This window comes from Streptomyces sp. NPDC048623, from assembly GCF_040650755.1.
Classification (GTDB): domain Bacteria; phylum Actinomycetota; class Actinomycetes; order Streptomycetales; family Streptomycetaceae; genus Streptomyces.
Window position 1 is genome coordinate 18,011 of sequence record NZ_JBEZHV010000024.1, and the last position, 24,460, is coordinate 42,470.

Consider the following 24,460-nt stretch of genomic DNA (forward strand, 5'->3'; position numbering starts at 1 on the left):
GTGCCATGCTCCCTACAATCCGGCGCCATGAGCCACCAGGAGAACAGCGTCTTCGTCGACACCTCGGGCCGGCGTCGGCGCGCCGCCCGCTGGACCGCCGTGGGCATCGGAGTCGGCTGCCTGGGCTTCCTGGGTGTCGTCGTCGCGGGCGTCTTCGGCAGCGGGCCCGCCGGCGGGCCGCTGCACTGGCAGGACGACGAGCCCCCCGCGCCGCCGTCCCTGATCCAGGCGGATCCGGGAGGCGACGGCGAGGGCGACGGCGAGGACGCGGAGAAGTCCGCCCGGCCCTCCGGGTCCCCGAGCGCCAAGGCCACCGCGAGCGCCGCTCCGAGCTCGGCGGCGCCGAAGACCGCCGCACCCGCACCCTCCGCCACGTCGACCACCAAGGCGCCCTCGCCGGCTCCGAGCGGCACCACCGCCGCCGGTCCGGGGAACTCGGGCAACGCCCCCGGCGCGACGAAGCACCCGAAGTGACGGGCGGGCGCCGGCGCCGCGGCGGAGACGGCGAACCGGAGCCGCACGGTTCCGGTTCCGGTTCCTACGAGTCATACGGTGAGCGGTACGGCGAGACGTACGGCTCCCACGAGGCGTACGGCCAGGGCCCGTACCCTCCGCAGGGCGGGTACGAGCAGCCTTACGGCACCCAGGCCGGGTACGCCGGGCAGCCGTACGAGCAGCAGCAGGGCTACGACCCGTACACCCCCTACGACCCGTACGACTCGTACGGCGTCCAGGGCGAGCCGTACCCGTCCCCTCACCCGTACCCGTACGAGAATGCGGACCCCGCCCCCGCCCCCGCCCCGCCGGCCGGCCCGGCCCCCCGCGCCGCCGCCGGGGCACGCGCCCACGCGCGCCGCCGGGACCCCCGGGCCCACTGGGCCATGCTCTGCCTCACCCTCCTGGTCGCCGCCACCGCGCTCGTCTTCGCCGGATACGGGCGCCACGAGATCGCCGCCACCGGCGCGGCGCCCGCCGCCGACTGCCTCCCCGCGCCCGCCGGCGTACGCACCGGCGAACCGGTGCTGCGGGTCGACGGCTCCGGAGCCGTACAGAGCACCGCACCCTCCGGCGGCAGGGCCGCGCTCACCTACGACGGCGGGCCGAGCCCCGACTGGACCCCGCGCCTGCTCGACGTCCTCGCCGCCCACAAGACCAAGGCCACCTTCTTCCTCACCGGCTCCGAGGCCGCCGCCCACCCCGACCTCGTGCGCCGGATCGTCGCCGACGGCCACGAGATCGGCTCGCACACCTACTCCGACGTGGAACTCGGCCAGGTCTCCGAGAGCCGGGCCGCCCTGGAGCTGTCCTTCACCCAGAACGCCCTCGCCGGCTCCGCGGGCATCGGCACCCGCCTGCTGCGCCTGCCGCACACCGCCGGCCCCGGCACCCTCTGCGCCGACACCTGGGACGCGGGCCGCCGCGCCGCCGCCGAGGGCTATGTGATCGTGGCGGCCGACGACGAGTCCGTGCGCCAGTTCACCGGCTCGGCGCAGGCCGTGGACGACACCGAGCGGCTGCTCGGGCAGCAGGGCGCCGCCGGCCGGTACACCTCCGTCGGCGCCGCCCTCGGCCTGGACGGGACCACCTACCCGGTGTCGACGGTCGCGGAGTGGAAGGGCGCCGCGTTCATCGCCGCCCAGGGGGCCTCCCGGTGGTTCGTGGACGGCATGACCTGGCTGCTCGCCGTGGCCGGCGTCATCACCGCCGTACGGCTCGCGCTGCTGCTCGGCGTGGCCCGGGTCCATGTGCGCCGCACCCGGGCCGCCCGGCGCAGGCGGGGCGTCCCGCGGACGCCGCCGGTCACCGAGCCGGTGTCCGTGATCGTCCCCGCGTACAACGAGGAGGCCGGGATCGAGGCGACCATCCGGTCGCTGCTCGCCTCCACCCACGAGTACGTCCAGATCGTCGTGGTCGACGACGGCTCCACCGACCGGACCTTCGAGATCGCCGAGTCCGTCGAGGACCCGCGCGTGATGGTGGTGCGCCAGGACAACGCGGGCAAGGCCGCCGCCCTGAACACCGGCATCGGCTGGGCGCAGTTCGACATCATCGTGATGATCGACGGCGACACCGTCTTCGAGGCGGACGCCGTGCAGCGGCTGATCCAGCCGCTCGCCGATCCGCGGGTCGGCGCGGTGAGCGGCAACACCAAGGTCGGCAACCGGCAGGGCGTCCTCGGCCGCTGGCAGCACCTCGAGTACGTGATCGGCTTCAACCTCGACCGGCGCATGTACGACGTCCTGGAGTGCATGCCGACCGTGCCCGGCGCCATCGGCGCCTTCCGCCGGGAGGCGCTCGCCCGGGTCGGCGGGGTCAGCGAGGACACCCTCGCCGAGGACACCGACCTGACGATGGCGCTCTGCCGGGACGGCTGGCGGGTCGTGTACGAGGAGTCCGCCATCGCCTGGACCGAGGTGCCGGCCACGCTCCGCCAGCTCTGGAAGCAGCGCTACCGCTGGTGCTACGGCACCCTTCAGGCCATGTGGAAGCACCGCAGGGCGGTGGTGGAACGCGGGCAGGCAGGCAAGCTGGGCCGCCGGGGGCTGCTGTATCTGCTGCTGTTCCAGACGGTGCTGCCGCTGATCGCGCCGCTCGTCGACGTCTTCGCCGTGTACGGGCTGCTGTTCCAGGACGCCGGTCAGGCGCTGGGCGTGTGGCTCGGCTTCACGGCCGTGCAGGTGGCCACGGCGGTGTACGCGCTGCGCCTCGACCGCGAGCGGTTCGAGCCGATCTGGACGCTGCCGCTGCAGATCTTCGTCTACCGGCAGCTCATGTATCTGGTCGTGGTGCAGTCGGTCGTCACCGCCCTGCTCGGCAGCCGGCTGCGCTGGCACCGTATGCAGCGCACGGGCACGGCGACCGAGACGCTGGACCGGACGGCCGCCGTCGGGTAGGGCCGGTCCGGCAGGTAGGTTCTTCCCCCATGTGGGTTCTCAGCACCGCCGGCTGCCGGTGGCTCGGCGCGGCCGGTTCGCTGGCCGTCGCCGTCGGCGGCTGGGCGGCCGGGACGCTGCCGGTACGCGGCGGCGGGGGCCTGTGGCAGCCGCACGGCGGCGCGGTCACGACGGCCGGAGCGGTCGTCGCGTACCTCGGGCTGACCCTGCTGATCCTGGCGTGGTGGCAGTACGGGCGCGGGCTGCGGGCCGGTGCCGGGGCCGGTGCCGGGGCCGGTGCCGGGGCTGGTACCGGTGCCGGGGCTGGTGGCACGAGTGGTGTCGGTGGCCGGGTCGGGGGCACCCTCGCCTGCTGGGCGGCGCCGCTGCTCCTCGCCCCGCCGCTCTACAGCGCCGACGTCTACAGCTACATCGCGCAGGGCGCGATGGTCCTCGAAGGCCACGACGTGTACGGCTCCGGGCCGTCCGTCCTCGGCCCCGGCGAACTCGGCCACGACGCGGCCGCGAGCGTCGGCGGCCACTGGACGGACACCCCCGCCCCGTACGGCCCCTTCTTCCTCGTCCTGGCCCAGGCGGTCGTCAGGCTCACCGGCGGTGCGGTCGTACCGGCCGTCCTCGCCCTGCGGCTGATCGCGGTGCTCGCCCTGCTGCTCGTGGTGTGGGCGGTACGCGGGCTCGCGCCCGAACGGCACCGCGCGGGCGCCGTCTGGCTCGCCGCGCTCAACCCCCTGCTCCTCATCCATGTGGTCGGCGGAGTCCACAACGACGGCCTGATGGCCGGCCTGCTGCTCGCGGGCATGCTGTGCGCGGTGCGGGGGCGGTGGCTGCTCGCCGGGGCGCTCATCGGTCTCGCGATGATGATCAAATCACCGGCGGCGGTGGGTCTCCTCTTCGCCGGCATCGTGATCGCCCGGCAGCGGGGCCGCGTGCTGACCGGGCTGCTGGCGGGGCTGCTGCCGGGGGCGGTCGCCGTGGGCGTCGCCGCCGCCGCGAGCCTCCTCGCGGGCACCGGCTTCGGCTGGCTCCGCACCCAGAGCGTGGCCGCCACCATCCACACGGCGCTCTCCCTGACCAGCGACCTGGGCCTCGGCCTCGGACTCCTCGTCTCGTCGTCCGGCGACCCGGAGCCCGTGAAGGGCGTGGTCCAGCAGCTCGGCCTGCTGGTCGCCGTCGCCGTCATCGGCGCGGTGGCCCGGCGCGCCTGGAAGGGCCGCGTCGACCCGGTCCTGGGCCTCGGCCTCTCGCTGCTCGCCCTCGTCGCGCTCTCCCCGATGGTCCAGCCGTGGTACCTGCTGTGGGGCACGGCCGTCGTGGCGGCGGTGGCGTGGGCCGGGCGCCTGGGCCAGACGCTCGCGGTGCTGTGCGCGGGCCTCGCGTACGAGACGGCACCCTCGGGACACACCCCGTGGTACGGCTTCGTGGCGGCGGGCGCCGTGGTGGCGGCAGGCCTGTGGTGGGCACGGCGGGAACCGTGGGGCGCCGCTGACGCCCCTGACCGGGCGGAGGCCCCGGTCTCCCTGCCGGCACAGCCGACGGGCGAGCGGGAGCGGCAGACGTCGTAGGGCGCCGCCCTCCGGCGCGCGCTGCGCCCTCGCTGCGCAGTGCTTCCCGTGCGGGCTTTGCCCCCGCCCACCCCCGCGTGGGCCTGCGCCCCGCATGGGCGGTGCCCTCCCGCACGGGCTGCGCCCGTCGTCACCTCCGTGTGGGCCTGCGCCCCGCATGGGCGGTGCCCTCCCGCACGGGCTGCGCCCGTCGTCACCCCCGTGTGGGCATTCGTCCCGCTGGGGCGGGACGGGTGGGCACACGGGACGGCGCCCCTTGCGGGCGCGTTCCGCACCTGTGCCTGGACCCGCACCACCAGTGCGGCGCCCTACGGCTGAACGTCCAGGCGCAGGGAGCCTAGGCCCGGCAAGGGGCGCCGTCCGTTGTGCCCACCCGTTCCGCCCCAGCGGAACGTATGCCCACAACGGAGGGGGCGAGGCACCGCGCAAGGGGCGGGCACCGCCCTGCAGAACGTATGCCCACAACGGAGGGCGCGACGAGGCACCCCGCAAGGGGGCGGCATCGCCCCACGGGCGCGCGCCGCAGCGGAACGGCAAGCCGCGTCGGTGGCTCAGCGCGTCCTCCGGACCGAGCGGCCCGGCAGTTCGTCCGTTCGCCTCCCGTCCTCCATCACGAAGCGGCCGTTCACCAGTACATGCGGGATGCCCACCGGAAGCGTCCGGGGAGCGGCGTACGTCGCGGCGGACGCGACCGTCGTCGGGTCGAAGAGGGCGAGGTCGGCCACGTAGCCCTCGCGGACGCGGCCGCGGTCGGGGAGGCGGAGGCGGGCGGCCGGGCGGGAGGTGAGGTGGGCGACGCACTCCTCCAGGGAGAGGACGGCCTCGTCGCGGACGTAGCGGCCGAGGTACTCGGGGAAGGTGCCGTACGCGCGCGGGTGGGGCTTGGTGCCCTGGAGGATGCCGTCGGAGCCGCCGGTGTGCACGCGGTGGCGCATGATCGCGCGGACGTTCTCCTCGTGGCCCACGTGCTGCAGGATCGTCGAGCCGAGCCGGTCCTCCAGCAGCAGACGGCGGGCGGCGGGCCAGTCCGGGACCCGGCGCCCGACCCAGTCCGCCAGGGCCGGGGCCGTCACGCCGGAGATCTCGATCGTGTCCCACTCGACCGGCACACCGTGGCACCCGTCCGACCCGGTCTCCTCCAGGCCGTGCCGGATCCGCTCCGCCGTCGCGTCGTCGGCCAGCCGCGCGAGCAGCGCCTCCGGCCCGCCCTCGTGCGCCCAGCTCGGCAGCACGGCGGCCAGGGTCGTACACCCCGGCGTGTACGGGTACGAGTCGAGCGAGATGTCCGCGCCGCCGTCCAGCGCCTCGTCCAGGAGCGCGAGGAGCTCCGGCGCGCGGCCCTCGTTCACGCCGAAGTTCATCGTCGCGTGCGCCAGGTGCAGCGCACAGCCCGCGTCCCGCGTGAGCCGCACCATCTCCTCGTACGCCTCCAGCGCGCCCGCCCCGTACGAACGGTGGTGCGGGCAGTAGTACCCGCCGTACGACGCCACCACCCGGCACAGTTCGGTCAGCTCGGCGTCCGGCGCGTACATCCCGGGGGTGTACGTCAGGCCCGAGGACATGCCGACCGCGCCCTGCTCCAGGCCCTCGGCGACGAGCTGCCGCATCCGGTCGAGCTCGGCCCCGGTCGCCGGCCGGTCCTCCCAGCCCATCGCGTACATCCGTACGGTCCCCTGCGGGACGAGGTAGGCGGCGTTCACGGCGATCCCCCGCCCGTCGTGCGCGGTGTCCAGCCGGTCCAGGTACTCGCCGACCGTCCGCCAGTCGAGGTCCAGGCCGGAGCCGTCGCCGTTCCAGCCCGTGATCGCCTTCCGCACCTCGTCGAGCGTGCGGTCGTCGACCGGCGCGTACGAAAGACCGTCCTGGCCGAGCACCTCCAGGGTCACGCCCTGCGCTGCCTTCGCGCTGTGGTCCGGGTCCCGGAGCAGCGCGAGGTCGCTGTGCGCGTGCATGTCGATGAAACCGGGGGACAGCACCAGGCCCTCGGCGTCGACGATCCGGCGGGCGGTCGGGCGCTGGCAGCCGGCCGCCGCGCCCTCCTTGACGATCGAGGCGATACGGCCGCCCTCGATCGCCACATCAGCGCGGTAGGAGGGCTCGCCGGTGCCGTCGACGACCTCCGCGTCACGGAAGACGAGATCCATCACCACCCCCTCACTAGAAGAACGTGCGGATGTAGTCGACGACCGTGCCGTCCGCCTCGACGAGAGGGATCAGCTGCCACTTGTCGAAGGACGTGCACGGGTGCGACAGGCCCATGCCGACCCAGTCGCCGACCTCCACGTCGGCCCCCGGCTCCGTGTCGAGCCACGCGTGCTGGTCGGACAGCGCGGTGACGGTGATGCCCTCGGCCGGACGGATCTCGCCGGTGCGCCCGTCGCGTACGACCTGCGCCTCGGGCAGATGCAGGTCGTACGCGGCGTCCCGCTTGCCCGCGTTGGTGAAGGCCTGCGCGGCGGTGGGGCGGGAGACGACCTGCGACCAGAGCCGGAACGCGGGCTGCAGCGCGCCCTCCTCCGGGATCCGGTTGAACGGGGTCCGCTCGCGGTACTGGCCGTCGTCGTGCGAGACGTACGCACCCGAGCGCAGCAGTTTCAGGACGGGACGGGAGAGCTCCGGGATCCCGGCGAAGACCTCGGCGACCGTGTCGAACCACTCGCTGCCGCCCGCGCTGACGACGATCTCCGGCAGATCGGGCGCGAACCGGCCCGCCTTGTCGAACGTGACCGCGAGCCCGACCAGCCGGTGCAGCCACTCCCGTACGCGGTCGGCGTCGGCCTGCGGCATCGTGGCCTCGTAGCCCGCCACACCCACGAGCCGCAGCCGGTCCGTGGCCGCGACCGCGTCGGCGACGGCCTCGCACTCGGCCTCGGTCCGCACACCCGTACGCCCCGCCTCGGCCGCGCCCAGCTCCACCACCACGTCCACGGCGCGCCGCGCCCCGGCGGCCGCCAGGGCCTCGTCCATCAGCTCCACGCCGCGCACGGAGTCGACGTAACAGACGAGGTGGAAGTCCGGGTCCGCGTCCAGTTCGGCGGCGAGCCAGCGCAGCGCGACGGCGTCCACGAGCTCGTTGGCGAGGAAGATCCGCGCGACGCCGTGCGCGCGGTAGACACGGGCCTGGTGGGGGACGGCGGCGGTGATGCCCCAGGCGCCGTGCGCGATCTGACGGTCGAAGAGCTGCGGGGCCATGGAGGTCTTGCCGTGCGGCGCGAAGGCGAGGCCGTGGCGCTCGGCGTAGATCTCCAGGAGGCGCAGGTTGTGCTCGACGGACTCGGCGGAGAGGGCGAGGACGGGGGTCGTGAAGCCGCCCGTGAAGAGGTTGCGGCGCTGGGCCGCCAGCTCACCGACGGTCAGGCCCGCGGCGTCCGGCGGCAGGGCCTTGAAGCGGTGGTCGACGACCTCGCGGGCCAGGTCGTCCGGCGTCGGCGTCGGCGTCGGCTTCGGCTTCGGCTTCGGCTTCGACATGAGGGTCCTCCTCGTCGAGGGTGGGTGGTGCTGGTGCTGCCTGCTGATACTGCCCGCCGATTCTCACTGTTGCACTATGTGCAACGATCGTTGCGTATGTCGTTTCGAGCTGTCTAGCATCCGGGCTGATGGCGGGTCAACGGGCCGACCCGCACCATGAGACAGGGAGCCCCGCAGTGACCGGAACACCGCCGGACGTCGTCTGCCTCGGCGAGTCCATGGTCACCTTCCTGCCCACCCGGCCCGGCCGCCTCGCCGACGTGCCCACCTTCGACCGGGCCATCGGCGGCGCCGAGTCCAACGTCGCCTGCGCGCTCGCCGCCGCCGGGCACCGTACGAAGTGGGTGGGCCGGGTCGGCCAGGACGGCTTCGGCACGCATCTGACGGAGGCCATCGGCGCGTACGGGGTCGACGTCTCCGCCGTCGTCCGCGACCCGGACCGGCCCACCGGCGTCTACTTCCGCACCGCGACCGACCGCGCGACGGCCGCGTACGAGGTCGTCTACCACCGCTCCGGGTCGGCGGCCTCGGCGATGTCGCCCTCGACCGTGCCGTACGACGTCGTCGGGGGTGGCCGGATCCTCCATCTGACCGGCATCACGGCGGCGCTGTCGGACTCGTGCCTGGCGCTCCTGCGCGAACTGACCTCCCCCCGGCCCGGGCGGCCGCTCGTCTCCTTCGACGTCAACTTCCGGCCTGGGCTGTGGGTCGACCCGGTGGGTGGGGGACCGGTGCTGCTTGAGCTGGCGCGGCGCGCCGACCTGGTCTTCGTCGGCGCGGACGAGGCGGAGGAGGCGTGGGGGGTCGGGGAGGCGGACGCGATCCGGGCGTTGATACCGGAGCCGGCCGTGCTTGTGGTCAAGCGTGGCGCGGAGGGGGCGACGGTGTACGAGCGGTCAGTCCAGCCCCGCCGGCGATCGAGGCGCGGGGGTCCGGGGGCAGAGCCCCCGGTTACGGACACCGTCACCCACGTCCCCTCCCCCCGCGTCGACGTCGTCGCCCCCACCGGCGCCGGCGACGCCTTCGCCGCCGGGTTCCTCCACGGGACCCTCCGCGGCCTGGACGCCAAGGCCCGCCTCCGCCACGGGCACCTCATGGCCGCCGCCGCGCTCACCGTGGCCGGTGACGTCGCCGGCTCCCCCGCCCGGCGCGCCCATGCCGACCGGCTGGTCGGCGCCGACGACGAGGCCTGGGGGAGACTGCACCTCGGCCCCGGGTGGACGGGGGAGGACCAGGAGGTACGTACGCCATGAGCCAGACCGTCGACCGGGCACTCAGCATCCTGCCGCTGCTTGCCCAGGGACCCGCCGACCTCGGGCAGGTCGCCGAGCGGCTCGGCGTCCACAAGTCCACCGCGCTGCGTCTGCTGCGCACCCTCCACGCGCACGGGCTCGTCTACCGGCAGCAGGACCAGCGCTACCGCCTCGGCGCCCGCCTCTTCGCGCTCGCGCAGGAAGCCGTCGAGAACCTCGACATCCGCGAGATCGCCCACCCCCACCTCGTCGCCCTCAACGAACGCACCGGGCACACCGTCCACCTCGCCGTCCACGAGGAGGGCGAGGTCCTCTACATCGACAAGGTCGACAGCCGCTACCCCGTCCGCATGTACTCGCGGATCGGCAAGCCGGTCGCCATCACCGTCGCCGCCGTCGCCAAGCTGCTCCTCGCCGACCTGCCCGAGGCCGAGCGCCGCGCGCTCGCCGCGAAGCTCGACTACCCCCAGTACACGCCCCGTTCGACCCCCGACGCCGCCGCCTTCCTCAAGGAACTGGCGACCGTACGCGACCAGGGCTGGGCCACCGACCTCGGCGGCCACGAGGAGTCCATCAACTGCGTCGCCGCGCCCATCCGCGGCGCCGACGGGCGGGTCGTCGCCGCCATGTCGGTGTCCGCGCCCAATGTCGTCGTCACCGCCGAGGAACTCCTCGCCCTGCTCCCGCTGGTGCGCCGCACCGCCGACGGCATCAGCCGTGAGTACTCCGGTACCACCGACCCCAAGGACAAGGACGCATGACCGAGAAGATCGCCCTCACCCCCGCGACCCACACCACCCCGCCCGCCAGGTTCTCCCACGGCGTCAGGAAGGGGAACATCCTCCAGGTCGCCGGCCAGGTCGGCTTCCTGCCCGCCGTCGAGGGCCAGGCCCCGACCCCCGTCGGCCCCACCCTGTGCGAGCAGACCCTCCAGACCTTCGCCAACGTCAGGGCGATCCTCGAAGAGGGCGGCGCGACCTGGGACGACGTCATGATGATGCGCGTCTACCTCACCGACGTCGACCACTTCGCCGAGATGAACGAGATCTACGACCAGTACTTCGAGGAGCAGGGCCTCAAGGCCCCCGCCGCCGCCCGTACGACGGTCTACGTCGGGCTCCCCAAGGGTCTCCTCATCGAGATCGACGCACTGGCGGTCCTGAGCTGACACCACACCCGGCTCGTACATCCACAGGGTCTTCGGCCATACTTCCGCCCGTGGAGCAGCGCACAGGCACAGGACCCAGCATTCAGGCGGTGCAAGGCGCCGCGGCGGACCCGGCGTTCGTCCCGGGCATCACGGGCCTCGGGGGCCTCGCGGGCGTCACGCCCGCGGCGCCCGCGACGTCCGAGGAGCCCGAGGAGCCGCAGGACATGGCGCCGGAGGAGCCCCAGGACGCGGTACCGGCCGCGGAGCCGGAAGCGGAGCCCGAGACGGAAGCCGTCGCCGACGGGCCCGTCTTCGAGGCCGCCGACCGGCGTGGCCGGATCCTCGCCGACGCCACCGGCGTCCACCTCGCCCTCGACGAGGAGAAGTGCGAGTTCCGCTGGGACGAGATCGGTGCCGTGGCGACGGAGGTGTCCCGCTTCGGGCGCCGGTTCACCGTCACCGTCCACACCCCGGACCGGCGCTGGTACCCGATCGAGATCGACGCGCCGGCCAAGGGCCGGGTCGCGGAGTGGGAGTCGCAGCTCGACGCGGTCCTGGACGCCTACTTCGACGAGGGCACCGAAGGCACCGAAGGCACCGAAGGCGACAAGGGCGTCCAGGACGCGTCGTAACGCGTACAGCCACCGCTAGCAGTACTGCGCGGCCTTGCCGATCGAGCGGTACATGCAGTCCGCGTTCTCCAGGAGCTGGAGCACGGCGTCCCGGTTGCGCGCGGTCTCCCGCTCGATCACCTCGTCGGGCGGGTAGAAGCCGCCGTTCCAGGACGAGGTCGGGTACATCTCGAAGGTGTACGAGAAGATCTTGTACGTGCCCCAGAGATAGTCGTCGATCGTCCCGTCGGTGATGTACAGATCGCTGGACTGCTCGGGCGTGTAGCCGTTGCTCGCGGCCATCCGCTTTCCGATGGTCGCGAACGCGTCGCGGTCGTCCTGCGTCATGCCGGTGGCCGTGTCGGCGTTCGTCCAGCCGAACGGCCACAGGACCAGTTCGCTGTACGTGTGGAAGTCGATGCCGGCCTTGATCTGCTGCTTGCCGCCGATGACGCGGGAGCGCACGAAGTCGGCGACCACCTTCACCTCGGGGGCGGACTCGGCGGCCGTGCCGCGGTAGGTCTCGGAGCTCTTGGAGCCCGAGGAGCCGCCGCAGCAGCCCCACTTGTAGTTCCAGTTGCGGTTGAGGTCCGTACCGACGTACGAGGAACCGGAGTTGGGCTGCCGGTTCTTGCGCCAGCTGCGGTAGGAGCCGCTCGCGATGTCGTACTCGCCGCCGTCCGGGTTGAGGTCGGGGACGATCCAGATCTCGCGGTCGTTCACCATGCTGGTGATCCGGCTGTCCGTGCCGTAGCCGGCGCCGAGTTCGCGCAGCAGGTAGAGCGCCATCTCGACGGTGAGGTGCTCGCGGGCGTGCTGGTGGGCGGTGAAGAGCACCTCGGGCTCGTTCTCGTCGGTGCCGACGTTGTCGCTCACCTTGATGGCGACGATGTCGCGGCCCAGGTAGGACTTGCCGATGACGCGCTTGGTCATGATGCTCGGGTACGCGGCCAGCCGCTGGTCGATCTCCGCGTTCGCCTCCGCGTAGTTGTGGTACTTCGCGTCGGCGGAGGGGAAGTCGAGCGGTCCGGCGGCCAGGCCGGGAGTGTTGCGCTGCGGAGGGGCGGGCAGGGCGGTCACCTTGTAGCCGAGGGACGTGAGGTGCGCGACCTGGGTCGCGTTCGCGCTGACGACCACCGAGCGGGCGTCGACCTCGTCGAGCGAGACCCCGGTGGCGGTGAGGGCGGAGCGTTCTGCGGTGGTGGCGGGCCCGGCGATCTCGTACTGCCGGATCACCTCCTCGCCGCCGCTCGGGCCGGCGGCGCCGCGGGCGGTACTGGTGGCGGCCGTCGTGACCGGCACCGCGAGCGCGAGCGCCAGAAGGGCCGCGAGGACGGCCGGCTTTCCGCGAGTACGAAGTCGCATGCTGTCTCCTGGGTAGGGAGGGTGGGGGGTGCGACAAGCAGACGGACGTGCGGTGGTGACATGGTGAGCGGGTGGCATGAACCGGTCAAGAAGGAGGTTCGGCCACATTCTCCCTTCACCGGACCCGGAAACGGCGCAGCGCCGCCGGGGGAGCGGCGGCGCTGCGTACGGAATCCCCCGAAGGAGGGAGGGGGGCGGGGGAGTGGTTACGGCATGCCGTGGACGTGCGGGCCGACCGCGTTCGACCACGCGTTGCCGGCCGTGGCGTCCCAGTTGGTCGACCAGGTCATCGCGCCCCGGATGTTCGGGTAGGTCTGCGACGGCTTGAAGGTGCCGCAGCCCGTGCCCTTGGCGAGGCAGTCGAGCGCGTTCTTCACGATCTGCGGGTCGACGTAGCCGCTGCCCGCGCCCCGCGTCGAGGCGGGCACGCCCAGGCCGACCTGGGAGGCGTCGAGGCCGCCCTGGAGCTGGATGCAGGCGAGCGCGGTGAGGAAGTCCACCGAGCCCTGGCTGTAGACCCTGCCGTCGCAGCCGAGCATCGAACCGCTGTTGTAATACTGCATGTTGACCACCGTGAGGATGTCCTTCACGGCGAGCGCGGTCTTGAAGTACTCGGTGCCGGTGGACTGCATGTCGATGGTCTGCGGGGCCATCGTCAGGACCAGCGACGAGCCCGCCTTCGCGGACAGCTGGCGCAGCGCCTTGGTGAGGTAGGTCGCGTTGATGCCGTGTTCGAGGTCGATGTCGACGCCGTTGAAGCCGTACTCCCGCATCAGCGAGTACGCGCTGTCGGCGAAGGCGCTCGCGGACGCGTCACTGTTGATGGTGACGTTGCCCTTCTCGCCGCCGACCGACAGGATGACCGACTTTCCGGCCGCCTTCTTGGCCGCGACGTCGGCCTTGAAGTCGGCGACGGAGGCGTAGCCGACGGCCGGGTCGAGGTTGAAGGTGATCTGGCCGGCCGTGGTCGTCGCGTCGGCGAAGGAGACGGCGATGATGTCGTACTGCGACTGGACGTCGCGCAGCTTCTGCACGGTCGCGCCGTTGTTGAAGTTCTGCCAGTAGCCGGTCAGCGCGTGCTTGGGCACGGCCGGGCCGGGGCCCGGGTCGGAGACGTCGGAGGTACGGGCGGAGACGGCCGCCGACTTGGCGGACTCGCCGGCCGCGTTGGTCGCCGCGACCTGGAACTGGTACGTGGTGCTCGCGGTGAGCCCGGTGACGGTGGCCGAGGTGCCGCTGACCGTCGCCGCGAGGGCGCCGTCCTTGTAGACCTTGTAACCGGTCGCGTTGGAGACCGCGTTCCAGCTCAGGCCCACGGACGACGAGGTGACGGAGCCCGCGGCGAGACCGGCGGGCGCGGCCGGGACGGTCGGTGCCGGGTCGGTGCCGCCGCCCCCGTCCGGGCCGAAGACGCTCACGTCGTCGACGGAGTACGCGGCCGTGCCGTACCACCCGTGGGTGTAGATCTGCACGGAGGTGGTGTTGGCGCCGGTGGTGAAGGTGGTCGTCAGCTGCTTCCAGCTGCCGCTGTCCGGCGTCCACGTCGACACGTCGGTGGTACCGGTGCCGCTCGCGCCGAGGTAGGCGTAACCGCCCTGCACCCAGGCGCTCAGGGTGTAGGTGGAGCTCGGCTTCACGGTCACGGTCTGCGTGCACTTGGCGTTGTCCATGCCGGCCGGGGTGGCGCGCAGGGCGCCCGCGCCGGTGCGTACCGGCGAGGAGACGACGGCGCCGCTGCCGGCCGAACAGGACCAGTTGGCCAGGCCGTTCTCGAAACCGGCGTTCTTGGCGACGTTCACGTCCGCGGCCTGGGCGACGCCGGCGCCGCCGGCGAGGACGAGCCCGGCGCTGACGGCGAGCGTCAGGGCGGCTCTGGTGGTGCGGTCCACGTGCTTCCTCCGGAGGGGAGTGGGGGAGGGGAGGGTGCGCGGAACAAGCTGGTCCAGACCAATTGGGTTGTCAAGACCTCTGGCAGGAACCGCAGTTCAGAGGCGGGCCCGAGGCCGACCGGGTCCGTCGTGAATATGACGGAGCTTGAAGGATTGTGTGTTCACCACCCCAGCGGCCTGGATAAGGTGCAGTCGCGGTAACGCTGCGAACGCAGCAAGTGATCAACGAGTGATCAACGAGTGGTCAGTGAGGGATCGGGGGAGCCCGACATGCCGACAGCGATTGCGGTCACCAGCGCCGATCTGGTGCTGCCGCCGACCGATCCGCAGACGCCTCCCGCCGCCGTCCTCCCGGCGCCCGACACCCGGCCGCTCGACGCCACCCTCGCCGACGTACGCCGGCTGCTCGACCAGCACGGGCATCTGGTCGTCGTCTGCCCCGACTCCGTACCACCCGCGACCGCCCGACGGCTGCATTCCGTACGGTCCCTGCTCGAATCCGACCGGATCGCGATCGTCCGCACCGGCCTCCCGCCGCTCGGCACCGCCGTCCTCGTCCGCCAGCTCCGCCAGCTCTCCGTCTGCGACTTCAGCCCCGGAGTCCTCGCCGCCGCCGCCCGGCTGCTCGCCCACTACGTGTACGCGGGCGCCGTCCTCGGCTCCGTGGCCAGGCTGGACCACGTGCCCGTCGGACTCACCTCGCACGTCAAGGGCTGGCTGCCCGGCGCCCACTTCGCCGTCCTCGCGGGACCCGCGCCCCAGCTCGTACGGATCGGTTCGGGCGGGACGGGGAGTTCCGGCGGGTCGCGGAGTTCCGGCGGGTCCGACGCGCTGACCGGCCCCGAGTTCACCACCGATCTCGTCCTCGCCCGCGGCCAGCTCGCCACCGACTGGCCCACCACGGTCCTCGCCCCCGGCTGGCGGGTCCGCGCCGTCCAGGAGGCCGCCCTGCCCGAGTCCTCGCCCGGCTGGTGGGGCACGGGCAAGCTCGTCGAGTTCGCCGCGTACCTGCCCGACCTGCCCGTCCTGCACCAACTCGTCTCCTCCGTACGGCGGGAGACCTGCCACTGGTGCCGCATGGAGCTCATCGGCGACCGCTGCGGCTTCTGCGGCGCGCCCCTGGCGGGCGCCGCCGAGCCCGCCGCCACACCAGGCTGACCGCCACCTGCCGTGATCCGGTCCCCGAACGCCCCGTCCGCCCCGCCCGCCCCGCCCGCCCCGTCCGTCGCGTCACCCGTCCACGATCGATCGAGGTAGTACGGCCATGAACTCCCGCCAGCGCCGTGGCGTCATCCTGCTGCTGCTGTCCGTCCTGTGCGCCGTCGGCGCGTTCGCCGGCGTGCTGTCCGTGATCAGCGACGTGAACTCCAAGGTCGGGCCCGAGGTGACCGCGTACCGCGTCAAGGACGACATCCAGCCGTACGCCCCCCTCGGCCCCGGCGACTTCGAGAAGATCACGATGCCGGAGCGCTGGCTGCCCGCCACCGCCGTCACCGACCTCCGCAAGGCGGAGGGCAAGATCGCCGTCACCACCCTGAAGGCCGGCTCCCTCCTCCAGAGCGACATGATCGTCGACCGGCCCGCGCTCGCCCCCGGCCAACAGGAACTCGCCATCATGGTCGACGCCGCCACCGGCGTCGCCGGCAAGATCACCCCCGGTGCCTCCGTCAACATCTACGCCACCTTCGCCGGCGAACGCGGCGGCGCGCCCGCCCAGTCCAAGCTGATCGTCGCCGGCGCCAAGGTCCTCGCCATCGGCAAGCTGACCCCCATCGAGAACCGCGACGACCGCGCCGGCCGCGGCACCGAGGCCGTCCCCATCACCTTCGCCCTCACCACCGCCGACACCCAGCGCGTCGCCTACGCCGAGTCCTTCGCCGAACACGTCCGCCTCGCCCTCGTCGCCCCCGGCGGCGGCAGCAACGCGCCCGACCCGCGCGACCGCACGTACACGCTCGACAAGGACAAGTAACGGCACACAACGGCCAGTACGGACAGGTAAGGACCAGTAAGGACCAGTAAGGACAAGTGAGGCCACGCATGACCACGAGGATCCTGCCGGCGGTCGGCGACCCGGACGCGGCCCGCGCCGTCACCACCCTCATCGGCCAGCTCCCCGACGCCGAACCCGCCGGGCCCGTCGCCGACTCCACCCAGCTCCTCGACACCCTCGCCCGGCTCGCCGCCACGTCCCTCGACGAGCTTCCCGAGGTCGTCCTCGTCCACGAGCGCATCGGCCCCGTCCCCGCGCTCGACCTCATCCGCGAGGTCGCCCTCCGCTTCCCCGCCGTCGGCGTCGTCCTCATCACCGCCGACGCCAGCCCCGTGCTGTTCTCCGCCGCCATGGACTCCGGCGCCCGCGGCCTCGTCACCCTCCCGCTCGGTTACGAGGAACTCGCCAGCCGCGTCCAGGCCGCCGCCCAGTGGTCCACCGGCGTCCGCCGCCACCTCGGCGCCGCCGGACCCGACACCCCCACCGGCCCCGGCGGCACCGTCGTCACCGTCAGCGGCGCCAAGGGCGGCGTCGGCACCACGGTCACCGCCGTCCACCTCGCCCTCGCCGCCCGCGCCTCCGGACACACGGTCGCGCTGGTGGATCTGGACCTCCAGGGCGGCGACATCGCCTCGTACCTCGACGTGCAGTTCCGCCGCTCCGTCGCCGACCTCGCCACCATCAACGACATCACACCGCGGGTGCTGCAGGACGCCGTGTACGTCCACGAGACGGGCCTGTCGCTGCTCCTGGCCCCGGGGGAGGGGGAACGGGGCGAGGACGTCACCGACCGCGCCGCCCGCCAGATCGTCAGCGCCCTGAGCGCCCGCCACGAGGTCGTCGTCATCGACTGCGGGACCCATCTGGACTCGGCGGGCGCGGCGGCCGTGGAGACGGCGGACACCGCGCTCCTCGTGACGACACCGGACGTGGTCGCCGTGCGGGCGGCCAAGCGGGTCGTACGGATGTGGGACCGGCTCCAGATCCGCAAGCCCGAGGAGAGCACCGTCCTGGTGAACCGCCACCAGCGGTCCACCGAGATCCAGCCCCCGCTCGTCCAGAAGATCACGGGGACGAGGATCGCGGGTGTCGCCGTCCCCGCCGCCTACAAGGAGCTGGCCGCCGTCGTCGACGCCGGCCGGCTGCACGACCTGGACGCGCGCTCGACGGTCAAGCAGGCGCTGTGGGCGCTGGCGGGGGAGCTGGGGTTGGTGAAGGCCGCGGCGGCGGCCGGCCCGGGCAAGGAGCTCGTACGCGGCGGGGACCGCGGCGCGCTCGGCCTGCGGCGGCGCGGCGGCGGAGGGCGATAGACGTGCGGGTGCCGGGGCGGGACGAGCGGGGGCGGAGCGACAGCGGTCACGACAGCGGTCAGGTGGCGGTCGAGTTCGTCGGCATGCTGCCGCTGATCCTGCTCACGCTGGTGCTGCTGTGGCAGTGCGTCCTGATCGGCTACACGTACACGCTGGCGGGGAACGCCGCGGACGAGGCGGCGCGGGCGGCGGCGGTGGGCGGCGACTGCGAGGGAGCCGCGCTGCGGCACGTGGAGGGGGCGTGGGCGTCGAGCGCCGGGGTCCGGTGCGGGGGGCCGTCGGGCGGCATGGTCACGGCGACGGTCACGCTGCACACCCCGGTGCTGTTCCCGGGCGCGATCAGCTTCCCGTGGGACGTGGACGGCGAGGCGGCTGCGGTGTGGGAGGGAAAGGGGGAGGACCGATGAGGCGACGTGGCGACAGAGGCCAAGTGGCCGTCGAGTACCTGGGCTTCCTGCCGATCCTGCTGATCGTCGGCCTGGTGGGCGTCCAGCTCGGCCTGGTGGCGTACGCGGCCCAGCAGGCGGGTACGGGGGCGCGGGCGGCGGCGCGGGCGGCGAGCGTGGACGACCCGGACTCCGTACCGGCTCCGCAGGCGGCGGGGAAGGCGGCGATGAGCGGCTGGATCGCCCGCCGGAGCGACGTCTCAGAGGCCGGCGGGGTCGCGACCGTACGCGTCGACATCCCCTCCCTCATCCCGTTCATGAGCTTCGACCCCGTGACCAGGACCGCCACCATGCCCGTCCCCGACTCCGCATCCGAGGAGGCCCAGCGATGAGCCTGCGGTCCCGTATCCACACCCCCGAGGAGAACCGGGCCGGCGGCGGCGCCGGCCGGGAGGACGGGCATCTCGTCGCCGCCTTCCGGGCCAAGCTCCTGGAGGAGATCGACCTCACCGAGATGTCCGCGCTCGCCGCCGCCGAGCGCCGGGCCCGCCTCGAACGCGTCCTCGGCCACATCATCAGCCGCGAAGGCCCCGTTCTCTCCACCGCCGAACGCGCCCAGCTGATCCGCCGCGTCGTCGACGAGGCCCTCGGCCTGGGCGTACTCGAACCGCTCCTCGAAGACGCCTCCATCACCGAGATCATGGTCAACGGCCCCGACCAGATCTACATCGAGCGCGCGGGCCGTGTGGAGCTCCTCCCGCTGCGGTTCGCCTCGCACGAGCAGCTGATGCAGACCATCGAGCGGATCGTGTCCACCGTCAACCGGCGCGTGGACGAGTCGAATCCGATGGTCGACGCCCGGCTCCCCTCCGGCGAGCGCGTCAACGTGATCATCCCGCCGCTGTCCCTCACCGGGGCCACGCTCACCATCCGGCGCTTCCCGCGCGCGTACACCCTGCACGAGATGATCGGCCTCGGCTCGCTCGACGAGCAGATGCTGCTCCTGCTGTCCGGACTCGTCCAGGCCAAGTTCAACATCATCGTGTCCGGCGCCACCGGCACCGGAAAGACGACCCTCCTCAACGCCCTGTCCGGGCTCATCCCCGACGGCGAACGGGTCATCACCATCGAGGACTCGGCCGAGCTGCAGCTCCAGCAGTCCCATGTCATCCGACTGGAGGCCCGGCCGCCCAACATCGAGGGCCGCGGCCAGGTCACCATCCGCGACCTCGTGCGCAACTCCCTGCGCATGCGCCCCGACCGTATCGTCGTCGGCGAGGTCCGCGGCGGCGAGACGCTCGACATGCTCCAGGCGATGTCCACCGGCCACGACGGCTCCCTCGCCACCGTCCACGCCAACTCCGCCGAGGACGCCCTGATGCGCCTCCAGACCCTCGCCTCCATGTCGGAGGTCAAGGTCCCCTTCGAGGCCCTGCGCGACCAGATCAACAGCGCCGTGGACGTCCTCGTCCAGCTCACCCGCCACCCCGACGGCACCCGCCGCGTCACCGAGATCGCGATCCTCGCCTCCCACGGCCGCGAGCGCTACCTCCTCGCCACCGTGGCCCGTTTCGATGCCCAGCCGGTCGCCGCCGACGGCCGGGTGTACGGACGGTTCTCGTACCACCCGCTGCCGCGCCGGGTCGCCGACCGGTTCTACATGGCGGGCCAGCCGCTCCCGCAGGCCTTCGGCGTGGCGGCGACGGACGCGCAGCTCGCCACGCGGGAGGCGAAGTGAGCGCCCGAGTGAGTGCCGGAGTGAGCGCCGAAGTGAGCGCCCGAGCCGGTGCCCGAGCGGGTGCCCGAGTGAGTGCCCGAGTAGGGAAGGAAGAAGAAGGACGATGAACCCGACCCTGCTGACCGTCGGCGCGGCACTCGTGTGCTGCGTCCTGGTCGTGGCCGGCATCCAGCTGTACGCGAGCGGCGCCGCCCAGCGGTCCGCGCTCATCGCCCGGCTCTCGCAGACCGCGGGCGAGACGGGCGAGGGCCCGGGCGGGCGGCGTCGGCGGCCCTTCCGGGGCGTCGACCGGAGGGTGCGCCGCACGGCCCTCGGGCGCAAGCTGGAACTCCGTATCTCCGCCACCGGACTCGACATCACCCCGGGCGAGTTCGTCGTCGCGATGGCGGTGACCGTCGTCGCCCTGTGGATCACCGGGCAGGCGCTGCTCTCCCCGTTCTTCGGCCCCATCTGCGGCTTCCTCGGCCTGTGGGTCGCCATGGGCTTCCTCAACTGGCAGCGGCAGAAACGCATCGAGAAGTTCATCAACCAGCTCCCCGAACTCTCCCGCATCCTCGCCAACGCCACCCAGGCCGGCCTCGCCCTGCGCATGGCGCTCTCGCTCGCCGCCGACGAACTGGAGGCACCGGCGGGAGACGAGCTGGAGAAGGTCTCCCAGCAGCTCGCCGTCGGCAGCTCCCTCGACGACGCCCTCGGCGAACTCGCCGAACGTCTCCCGTCCCGCGAACTCGTCGTCCTCGTCACGACCCTGGTCCTCGCCAACCGGGCCGGCGGCACCGTCGTCTCCTCCCTGCGCAACCTCACCGAGACGCTGGAGGAGCGGAAGGAGACGCGGCGCGAGGTGCGGACACAGCTGTCGCAGGTGAGCCTCACCGCGTACGCCGTCCCGGTCATCGGCGTCGGCTCGCTGCTCCTCATCGACAACATGCAGCCGGGTGCCCTGGACCGGATGACCGGCTCGGGCCTTGGACAGGCGGCGGTCGTCCTCGCCTTCGGCCTCTACGTGGTCGGCTTCGTCGTGATCCGCCGCCTCGCGAAGATCGACGTGTAGGGGAGGTGACGTGGTCCATGAATTACTTGACTCCAGTCAACCTTTTGGTCGCCTTTCTCGCCGGCCTCTCCGTCGCGGGCGCCTGCTACGGCATCCGCCTCTACCTCGCCGACGCCAAGCTCCCCTCCGACCTCCAGCTCGCCCTGGAGGTCGGCGCGACCCGTACCGGCGCCGTCGACTCGGTCGTCGACCGCCTCGGCATGCGCTGGTCCCCGGCCGTGCTCCGCCTGATGGGCCCGAAGCGGGTCAACTCCGTCCGCCGCCGCATCGACCTCGCGGGCAACCCCGGGGGCCTCACCATCGACCGTTACGGCGCCCGGCGCGCCGTCTACGGCTTCCTCGGCGGCCTCGGCGGCCTGCTGATGATCAGCAGGGGCTCGATCCTGGTGGCGCTACTGCTCTTCGCCTTCGGCGCCTTCTGGACGGAGGTCGGCATCTGGTCGGCGGTCCGCATCCGCAAGGACCAGATCGAGCGGACGCTGCCCGACTTCCTCGACGTGCTCGCCGTGGTCGTCTCGGCGGGCCTCGGCTTCCGCCAGGCCCTGGAGCGTGTCGCGGACAAGTACGAGGGCCCGTGGGCCGACGAACTCCGCATCACCCTGCGCCAGATGGACATGGGCGTCAGCCGCCGCGAGGCCTTCGACGAACTGCGGCGGCGCAACGACTCCGAGCAGGTCGCCCAGTTCGTGACCGCCTTGCAGCAGGGCGAGGAACTGGGCGCGCCCATCGTCGACACCCTGATCCAGATCGCCAACGACATGCGGCGTACCGATGCCCAGAACGCGCGCCGGAAGGCGGCCAAGGCGGTGCCCAAGGCCACGATGGTGATCACCACGCTGATGGTCCCGGCGACGATGATCCTGCTGGGTGCGGGGCTGTTCCTGGGTACGGGCACCGACTTCGGCTCGATCACGGGCGAGTGAGATGCGGAAGCTGAGGGTTCTGGTGGTGGCTGCCAACCCGGTCGTACGGGCGGGCCTGTCGGTGCTGTTGGGCGCGTGCCCGGACATGGAGGTACTGGCGGAAGGGGCGGGGGCGGGTGCGGGGGCTGGAGCGAGGGCGGGGGTGCCGGACGTGGTCGTAGTCGACGGGGACCAGGACGCGGTCGCCCACCTGTCGGCCCTCGCACCGGTCCTGCTTCTGACGCACTCGCCCGTGAGGGGTGGAACGGCCGGCGCGGCAGCAGCTCAACTGGTCCATGGCCAGTACGACGTGGCGCAGCTCGTACGGACTGTGCGTGCGACTGCACATGCTGGCGCCGGAGCAACTGTCACGAATATACTGCCCTTCAGAAATCCAGCTTCGCGAGTGCAACGATTCGGTCTGAGTGCGAGGGAGGTGGAGGTCATGGACCTGATCGCATCCGGCCTGACCAACCAGCAGATCGCCACCACCTGCGCCATCACCGAAAAGACCGTCAAGAACCACATCAACCGCATCTTCGCCAAGCTCCAGAGCACCACCCGCGGCGAGGCCATCGCCTCCTGGCTCGGCACGAGGACCGCCTCGTGAACCGGGCGGCACCGATCACCCACAGTGATTGGGCCTACGGACCCTGTGATCCCCCCACCCGAACGGCGTACCCTGCCCGAGTCGCCGGACTCGGAGGGGAACACGATGAACGAGGCGCTGCTGAAGGCCGCGACCAAGGCCAAGGTGCACGTGGGGAGTTGGGTACGGGCGCGGGCGGCCGCGGGCGCAGCTGCGGGAGCGGGCAAGCGCCGGGACCGCGGGCAGACGGCGGTGGAGTACCTGGGGATCATCGTGGTGGTGGTGGCGATCGTGGTCGCGATCTCGGGGACGAGCATCGGCCAGGACATCATGGATGCGATCTCGCGCAAGATCAGCAGTTTGACCGGTGGCGGCAACTGAGAGGCGCACGGGCGGATGACTCCGGCCAGGCCTTCCCGGTCTACATCACCGTGATTGCCGGCCTGCTGTTCCTCGCCTTCGTCTACTTCGTCGTCGCACAAGCGGCGGTGCTTCGCAGTGGAGGGCAGACCGCCGCTGACGCAGCCGCGCTCGCCGCGGCGCAGGACGCACGGAGGCAGCTCCGTGACGGCTGGCGTGCGGTGATCCTCGACCCGGACGCCTGGGACCGATTCCTCCAGGGCAGGGAATACGACGGCGGCACGGCCTGTGAAAGTGCAGCGCAGTACGCCCGGGACAACGGTGCCACGATGTCCCCCTCCGACTGCTTCGATCAGTCATCGGAGGACGGAATCGAGTTCCGCGTGCGGATCACCACCACCGGCACCGTGGGCAAGTCACTGGTGCCGGGCACGGAAGGCGAGCACGCGGAGGCAACGGCGACGGCTGTTCTCGAGCCGCTCTGCTCCTTCCACGCTCCGGATCCGACCCTCCCGCCGCCCACTCCCGTGACGCCCACGCCGACGGACTCGGCCACGCCTGATCCCACGCCGACGCCGAGCCCTGAACCCGGACCGATCACCGGCCTCGTCTGCGATGACGTCGAGTGGACGATCGACCCGGAAGACCCACAGCTGCCCGACGCGGCAGCCCTTTTCACCGTTCGACTTGTCGACTGATGCGCGAAGGACCTGGATTCATGAATGTTCGGTACGCGAGGAAGGCCCGCAGAGGGGCGGCCGTGGCCCTGGCGGCTGGACTGGCTTTCGGCATTGCGGGATGCGGGAGCGGCGAATCCCCCAAGAAGCAGCAGCCTTCGGCGAGCTCGGTCTCACCGAAGAGCGGCGGACAGGGCGCCCAGCCCTCCCCTTCCTCGGAAGCGTCGACCGAAGTCCTGGCCACACTCAAGGGCCAGGAGGGACTGGAGCTGACCGTGAACACTGCCACACGGGATGCCGGAGGCTTTCTCACGGTCAGCGGCAAGCTCAGGAATACGTCGAACGCCCCCGCGGTCATCTCCGCTCACCTCAGCGGTGACGAGACGGAGATCATCAAGCACGGCAAGTCCCTCGGCGGTGCCACACTCCTCGATTCCGTCGGAAAGAAGCGCTACTACGTGCTCCGCGACACCGACGGCAGACCGCTCACCACCACTCGGCTGTCCACCCTGGAGCCTGGCGCAGAGACGCCCGTCTTCATGCAGTTCCCCTCGCCGCCGGCAACTTCCAGTGAGGTCTCGCTCCAGCTCCCCACCTTCACCCCCGCCACCATCAAACTCTCCTGAGGCGCAGTCATGACGACGACCACACCGCGCCGCCTCGCCACCCTCACGGCCGCCCTCATCCTCCTGGCCAGTACTGCCGGCCCGGCCGGCGCCGCCCGCGCCGACGATCCGCCCAACTCCACCTCCAACGGCGGCCCGCCCCCCGTCATCGATGCCAGCTCGCCCGCCCTCATGCTCCCCGACGGCGCCACCCTCGCCCCCGCCAAAGTCCTCGACATCAAGCAGATCGTCGAGGAGGAAGGCGGCGAGCAGCGCCGCGAGGACACCAACGTCGACGTGACCTTCGCCCTACAGGCCGAGGTCCTGTTCCCCAAGGACAGCGCCAAGCTCAGCCCCTCCGCCACCGCCCGTATCGCCGCCATCGCCGTCGAGATCAACAAGCAGCAGTCCCGGCGTGTGCGCGTCTTCGGGTTCACCGACGACCTCGGGTCGTACGACCATGGGCTGAAGCTCTCCAAGGAGCGGGCCGACGCCGTGCAGCTCGAACTCGCCAAGAGCCTGGACCCCGGGATCACCTTCGACATCCGTGGGTACAGCGAGGACTACCCCATCGCCGACAACGCCACCGAGGAAGGACGGAAGAAGAACCGCCGGGTCGAGGTGTCGTTCCCGCGCACCTCCGGCGGGTAGCGGGGC

General features: G+C 72.3%; 24 protein-coding genes. 20 read left to right on the forward strand and 4 right to left on the reverse strand.

Annotated features, from left to right (window positions below; genetic code table 11):
* Positions 1–27 precede the first annotated feature (27 nt).
* The 3 genes from AB0C73_RS28705 to mptB are packed head-to-tail and all read left to right on the forward strand — an operon-like array spanning position 28 to position 4,456.
* A complete protein-coding gene (locus AB0C73_RS28705) occupies positions 28–474 on the forward strand; it encodes a hypothetical protein (RefSeq protein WP_362535816.1) in 447 nt (148 codons plus the stop codon).
* On the forward strand, positions 471–2,894 hold the full coding sequence (locus AB0C73_RS28710; RefSeq protein WP_362535818.1) for a bifunctional polysaccharide deacetylase/glycosyltransferase family 2 protein: 2,424 nt from the start codon (positions 471–473) through the stop codon (positions 2,892–2,894). The genes AB0C73_RS28705 and AB0C73_RS28710 overlap by 4 nt, the downstream gene beginning before the upstream one ends.
* 29 nt (positions 2,895–2,923) lie before the next feature.
* Positions 2,924–4,456, forward strand: coding sequence for a polyprenol phosphomannose-dependent alpha 1,6 mannosyltransferase MptB (gene mptB, locus AB0C73_RS28715; RefSeq protein WP_362535820.1), 1,533 nt, complete (start codon positions 2,924–2,926; stop codon positions 4,454–4,456).
* A 551-nt stretch (positions 4,457–5,007) separates the two neighbouring features.
* Here the strand turns inward: mptB and AB0C73_RS28720 are convergent.
* Both AB0C73_RS28720 and AB0C73_RS28725 read right to left on the reverse strand, forming a co-directional pair.
* The gene (locus AB0C73_RS28720) at positions 5,008–6,600 is read right to left on the reverse strand and encodes a D-aminoacylase (RefSeq protein WP_362535822.1); all 1,593 of its coding nucleotides are present in this window, start codon (positions 6,598–6,600) and stop codon (positions 5,008–5,010) included.
* Positions 6,601–6,613: 13 nt separating this feature from the next.
* Entirely contained in the window at positions 6,614–7,924 is a 1,311-nt protein-coding gene (locus tag AB0C73_RS28725) for an alanine racemase (RefSeq protein ID WP_362535823.1), read from the reverse strand.
* 176 nt (positions 7,925–8,100) lie between these two features.
* Here AB0C73_RS28725 and AB0C73_RS28730 point away from each other — a divergent pair, with 176 nt between their 5' ends.
* From AB0C73_RS28730 to AB0C73_RS28745, 4 genes are all read left to right on the forward strand, one after another.
* Positions 8,101–9,177 carry a sugar kinase gene (locus AB0C73_RS28730; RefSeq protein WP_362535825.1) on the forward strand — a complete coding sequence of 359 codons (1,077 nt, stop codon included), beginning with the start codon at positions 8,101–8,103 and terminating at the stop codon, positions 9,175–9,177.
* Positions 9,174–9,938 (forward strand): IclR family transcriptional regulator, encoded by a 765-nt coding sequence (locus AB0C73_RS28735; RefSeq protein WP_362535827.1) that lies wholly within the window; start codon positions 9,174–9,176, stop codon positions 9,936–9,938. The genes AB0C73_RS28730 and AB0C73_RS28735 overlap by 4 nt, the downstream gene beginning before the upstream one ends.
* Positions 9,935–10,345: a RidA family protein gene (locus AB0C73_RS28740; RefSeq protein WP_362535828.1), complete on the forward strand. Its 411-nt coding sequence runs from the start codon at positions 9,935–9,937 to the stop codon at positions 10,343–10,345. Before AB0C73_RS28735 ends, AB0C73_RS28740 begins: the two co-directional genes overlap by 4 nt.
* Before the next feature lie 89 nt (positions 10,346–10,434).
* Entirely contained in the window at positions 10,435–10,959 is a 525-nt protein-coding gene (locus AB0C73_RS28745) for a hypothetical protein (protein ID WP_362535830.1), read from the forward strand.
* Positions 10,960–10,974: 15 nt separating this feature from the next.
* Here the strand turns inward: AB0C73_RS28745 and AB0C73_RS28750 are convergent, their stop codons facing one another.
* Positions 10,975–12,303 (reverse strand): M14 family metallopeptidase, encoded by a 1,329-nt coding sequence (locus AB0C73_RS28750; RefSeq protein ID WP_362535831.1) that lies wholly within the window; start codon positions 12,301–12,303, stop codon positions 10,975–10,977.
* Positions 12,304–12,509: 206 nt separating this feature from the next.
* On the reverse strand, positions 12,510–14,168 hold the full coding sequence (locus AB0C73_RS28755; protein ID WP_362535976.1) for a glycoside hydrolase family 18 protein: 1,659 nt from the start codon (positions 14,166–14,168) through the stop codon (positions 12,510–12,512).
* Positions 14,169–14,462: 294 nt separating this feature from the next.
* On the opposite strand from AB0C73_RS28755, the gene AB0C73_RS28760 reads away from it, so the two are divergent.
* From AB0C73_RS28760 to AB0C73_RS28820, 13 genes are all read left to right on the forward strand, one after another.
* Entirely contained in the window at positions 14,463–15,350 is an 888-nt protein-coding gene (locus AB0C73_RS28760) for a hypothetical protein (RefSeq protein WP_362535833.1), read from the forward strand.
* Between the two features lie 106 nt (positions 15,351–15,456).
* Positions 15,457–16,164 carry a Flp pilus assembly protein CpaB gene (gene cpaB / locus AB0C73_RS28765; RefSeq protein WP_362535835.1) on the forward strand — a complete coding sequence of 236 codons (708 nt, stop codon included), beginning with the start codon at positions 15,457–15,459 and terminating at the stop codon, positions 16,162–16,164.
* Positions 16,165–16,232: 68 nt separating this feature from the next.
* Positions 16,233–17,495: a P-loop NTPase gene (locus AB0C73_RS28770; RefSeq protein WP_362535837.1), complete on the forward strand. Its 1,263-nt coding sequence runs from the start codon at positions 16,233–16,235 to the stop codon at positions 17,493–17,495.
* Positions 17,496–17,578: 83 nt separating this feature from the next.
* Positions 17,579–17,902 (forward strand): pilus assembly protein, encoded by a 324-nt coding sequence (locus tag AB0C73_RS28775; RefSeq protein ID WP_362535977.1) that lies wholly within the window; start codon positions 17,579–17,581, stop codon positions 17,900–17,902.
* Positions 17,903–17,925: 23 nt separating this feature from the next.
* Complete coding sequence (locus AB0C73_RS28780; protein WP_362535839.1) at positions 17,926–18,273, forward strand: TadE/TadG family type IV pilus assembly protein; 348 nt, start codon at positions 17,926–17,928, stop codon at positions 18,271–18,273.
* On the forward strand, positions 18,270–19,619 hold the full coding sequence (locus tag AB0C73_RS28785) for a CpaF family protein (protein WP_362535841.1): 1,350 nt from the start codon (positions 18,270–18,272) through the stop codon (positions 19,617–19,619). The genes AB0C73_RS28780 and AB0C73_RS28785 overlap by 4 nt, the downstream gene beginning before the upstream one ends.
* A 103-nt stretch (positions 19,620–19,722) precedes the next feature.
* Positions 19,723–20,670 (forward strand): type II secretion system F family protein, encoded by a 948-nt coding sequence (locus AB0C73_RS28790; protein WP_362535843.1) that lies wholly within the window; start codon positions 19,723–19,725, stop codon positions 20,668–20,670.
* Positions 20,671–20,687: 17 nt separating this feature from the next.
* Positions 20,688–21,593 carry a DUF5936 domain-containing protein gene (locus AB0C73_RS28795; protein ID WP_362535845.1) on the forward strand — a complete coding sequence of 302 codons (906 nt, stop codon included), beginning with the start codon at positions 20,688–20,690 and terminating at the stop codon, positions 21,591–21,593.
* A gap of 85 nt (positions 21,594–21,678) precedes the next feature.
* Positions 21,679–22,182 carry a helix-turn-helix transcriptional regulator gene (locus AB0C73_RS28800; RefSeq protein WP_362535979.1) on the forward strand — a complete coding sequence of 168 codons (504 nt, stop codon included), beginning with the start codon at positions 21,679–21,681 and terminating at the stop codon, positions 22,180–22,182.
* A 105-nt stretch (positions 22,183–22,287) separates the two neighbouring features.
* Positions 22,288–22,542 carry a hypothetical protein gene (locus AB0C73_RS28805; RefSeq protein ID WP_362535846.1) on the forward strand — a complete coding sequence of 85 codons (255 nt, stop codon included), beginning with the start codon at positions 22,288–22,290 and terminating at the stop codon, positions 22,540–22,542.
* A 50-nt stretch (positions 22,543–22,592) separates the two neighbouring features.
* Positions 22,593–23,219, forward strand: coding sequence for a hypothetical protein (locus AB0C73_RS28810; RefSeq protein WP_362535848.1), 627 nt, complete (start codon positions 22,593–22,595; stop codon positions 23,217–23,219).
* A gap of 254 nt (positions 23,220–23,473) precedes the next feature.
* Positions 23,474–23,824 (forward strand): hypothetical protein, encoded by a 351-nt coding sequence (locus AB0C73_RS28815; RefSeq protein WP_362535850.1) that lies wholly within the window; start codon positions 23,474–23,476, stop codon positions 23,822–23,824.
* A gap of 9 nt (positions 23,825–23,833) precedes the next feature.
* Positions 23,834–24,454, forward strand: a complete 621-nt coding sequence (locus AB0C73_RS28820; RefSeq protein WP_362535852.1) for an OmpA family protein — start codon at positions 23,834–23,836, stop codon at positions 24,452–24,454.
* Positions 24,455–24,460 lie beyond the last annotated feature (6 nt).

What these genes read in the sequence shown, in the direction of transcription:
- AB0C73_RS28705 (WP_362535816.1), top strand. Translation starts at nt 28, where the DNA reads ATGAGCCACCAGGAGAACAGCGTCTTCGTCGACACCTCGGGCCGGCGT.
- mptB (WP_362535820.1), top strand. Translation starts at nt 2,924, where the DNA reads ATGTGGGTTCTCAGCACCGCCGGCTGCCGGTGGCTCGGCGCGGCCGGT.
- AB0C73_RS28720 (WP_362535822.1), bottom strand. Translation starts at nt 6,600, where the DNA reads ATGGATCTCGTCTTCCGTGACGCGGAGGTCGTCGACGGCACCGGCGAG.
- AB0C73_RS28725 (WP_362535823.1), bottom strand. Translation starts at nt 7,924, where the DNA reads ATGTCGAAGCCGAAGCCGAAGCCGAAGCCGACGCCGACGCCGACGCCG.
- AB0C73_RS28735 (WP_362535827.1), top strand. Translation starts at nt 9,174, where the DNA reads ATGAGCCAGACCGTCGACCGGGCACTCAGCATCCTGCCGCTGCTTGCC.
- AB0C73_RS28740 (WP_362535828.1), top strand. Translation starts at nt 9,935, where the DNA reads ATGACCGAGAAGATCGCCCTCACCCCCGCGACCCACACCACCCCGCCC.
- AB0C73_RS28750 (WP_362535831.1), bottom strand. Translation starts at nt 12,303, where the DNA reads ATGCGACTTCGTACTCGCGGAAAGCCGGCCGTCCTCGCGGCCCTTCTG.
- AB0C73_RS28760 (WP_362535833.1), top strand. Translation starts at nt 14,463, where the DNA reads ATGCCGACAGCGATTGCGGTCACCAGCGCCGATCTGGTGCTGCCGCCG.
- cpaB (WP_362535835.1), top strand. Translation starts at nt 15,457, where the DNA reads ATGAACTCCCGCCAGCGCCGTGGCGTCATCCTGCTGCTGCTGTCCGTC.
- AB0C73_RS28770 (WP_362535837.1), top strand. Translation starts at nt 16,233, where the DNA reads ATGACCACGAGGATCCTGCCGGCGGTCGGCGACCCGGACGCGGCCCGC.
- AB0C73_RS28775 (WP_362535977.1), top strand. Translation starts at nt 17,579, where the DNA reads ATGCTGCCGCTGATCCTGCTCACGCTGGTGCTGCTGTGGCAGTGCGTC.
- AB0C73_RS28785 (WP_362535841.1), top strand. Translation starts at nt 18,270, where the DNA reads ATGAGCCTGCGGTCCCGTATCCACACCCCCGAGGAGAACCGGGCCGGC.
- AB0C73_RS28790 (WP_362535843.1), top strand. Translation starts at nt 19,723, where the DNA reads ATGAACCCGACCCTGCTGACCGTCGGCGCGGCACTCGTGTGCTGCGTC.
- AB0C73_RS28795 (WP_362535845.1), top strand. Translation starts at nt 20,688, where the DNA reads ATGAATTACTTGACTCCAGTCAACCTTTTGGTCGCCTTTCTCGCCGGC.
- AB0C73_RS28800 (WP_362535979.1), top strand. Translation starts at nt 21,679, where the DNA reads ATGGAGGTACTGGCGGAAGGGGCGGGGGCGGGTGCGGGGGCTGGAGCG.
- AB0C73_RS28805 (WP_362535846.1), top strand. Translation starts at nt 22,288, where the DNA reads ATGAACGAGGCGCTGCTGAAGGCCGCGACCAAGGCCAAGGTGCACGTG.
- AB0C73_RS28820 (WP_362535852.1), top strand. Translation starts at nt 23,834, where the DNA reads ATGACGACGACCACACCGCGCCGCCTCGCCACCCTCACGGCCGCCCTC.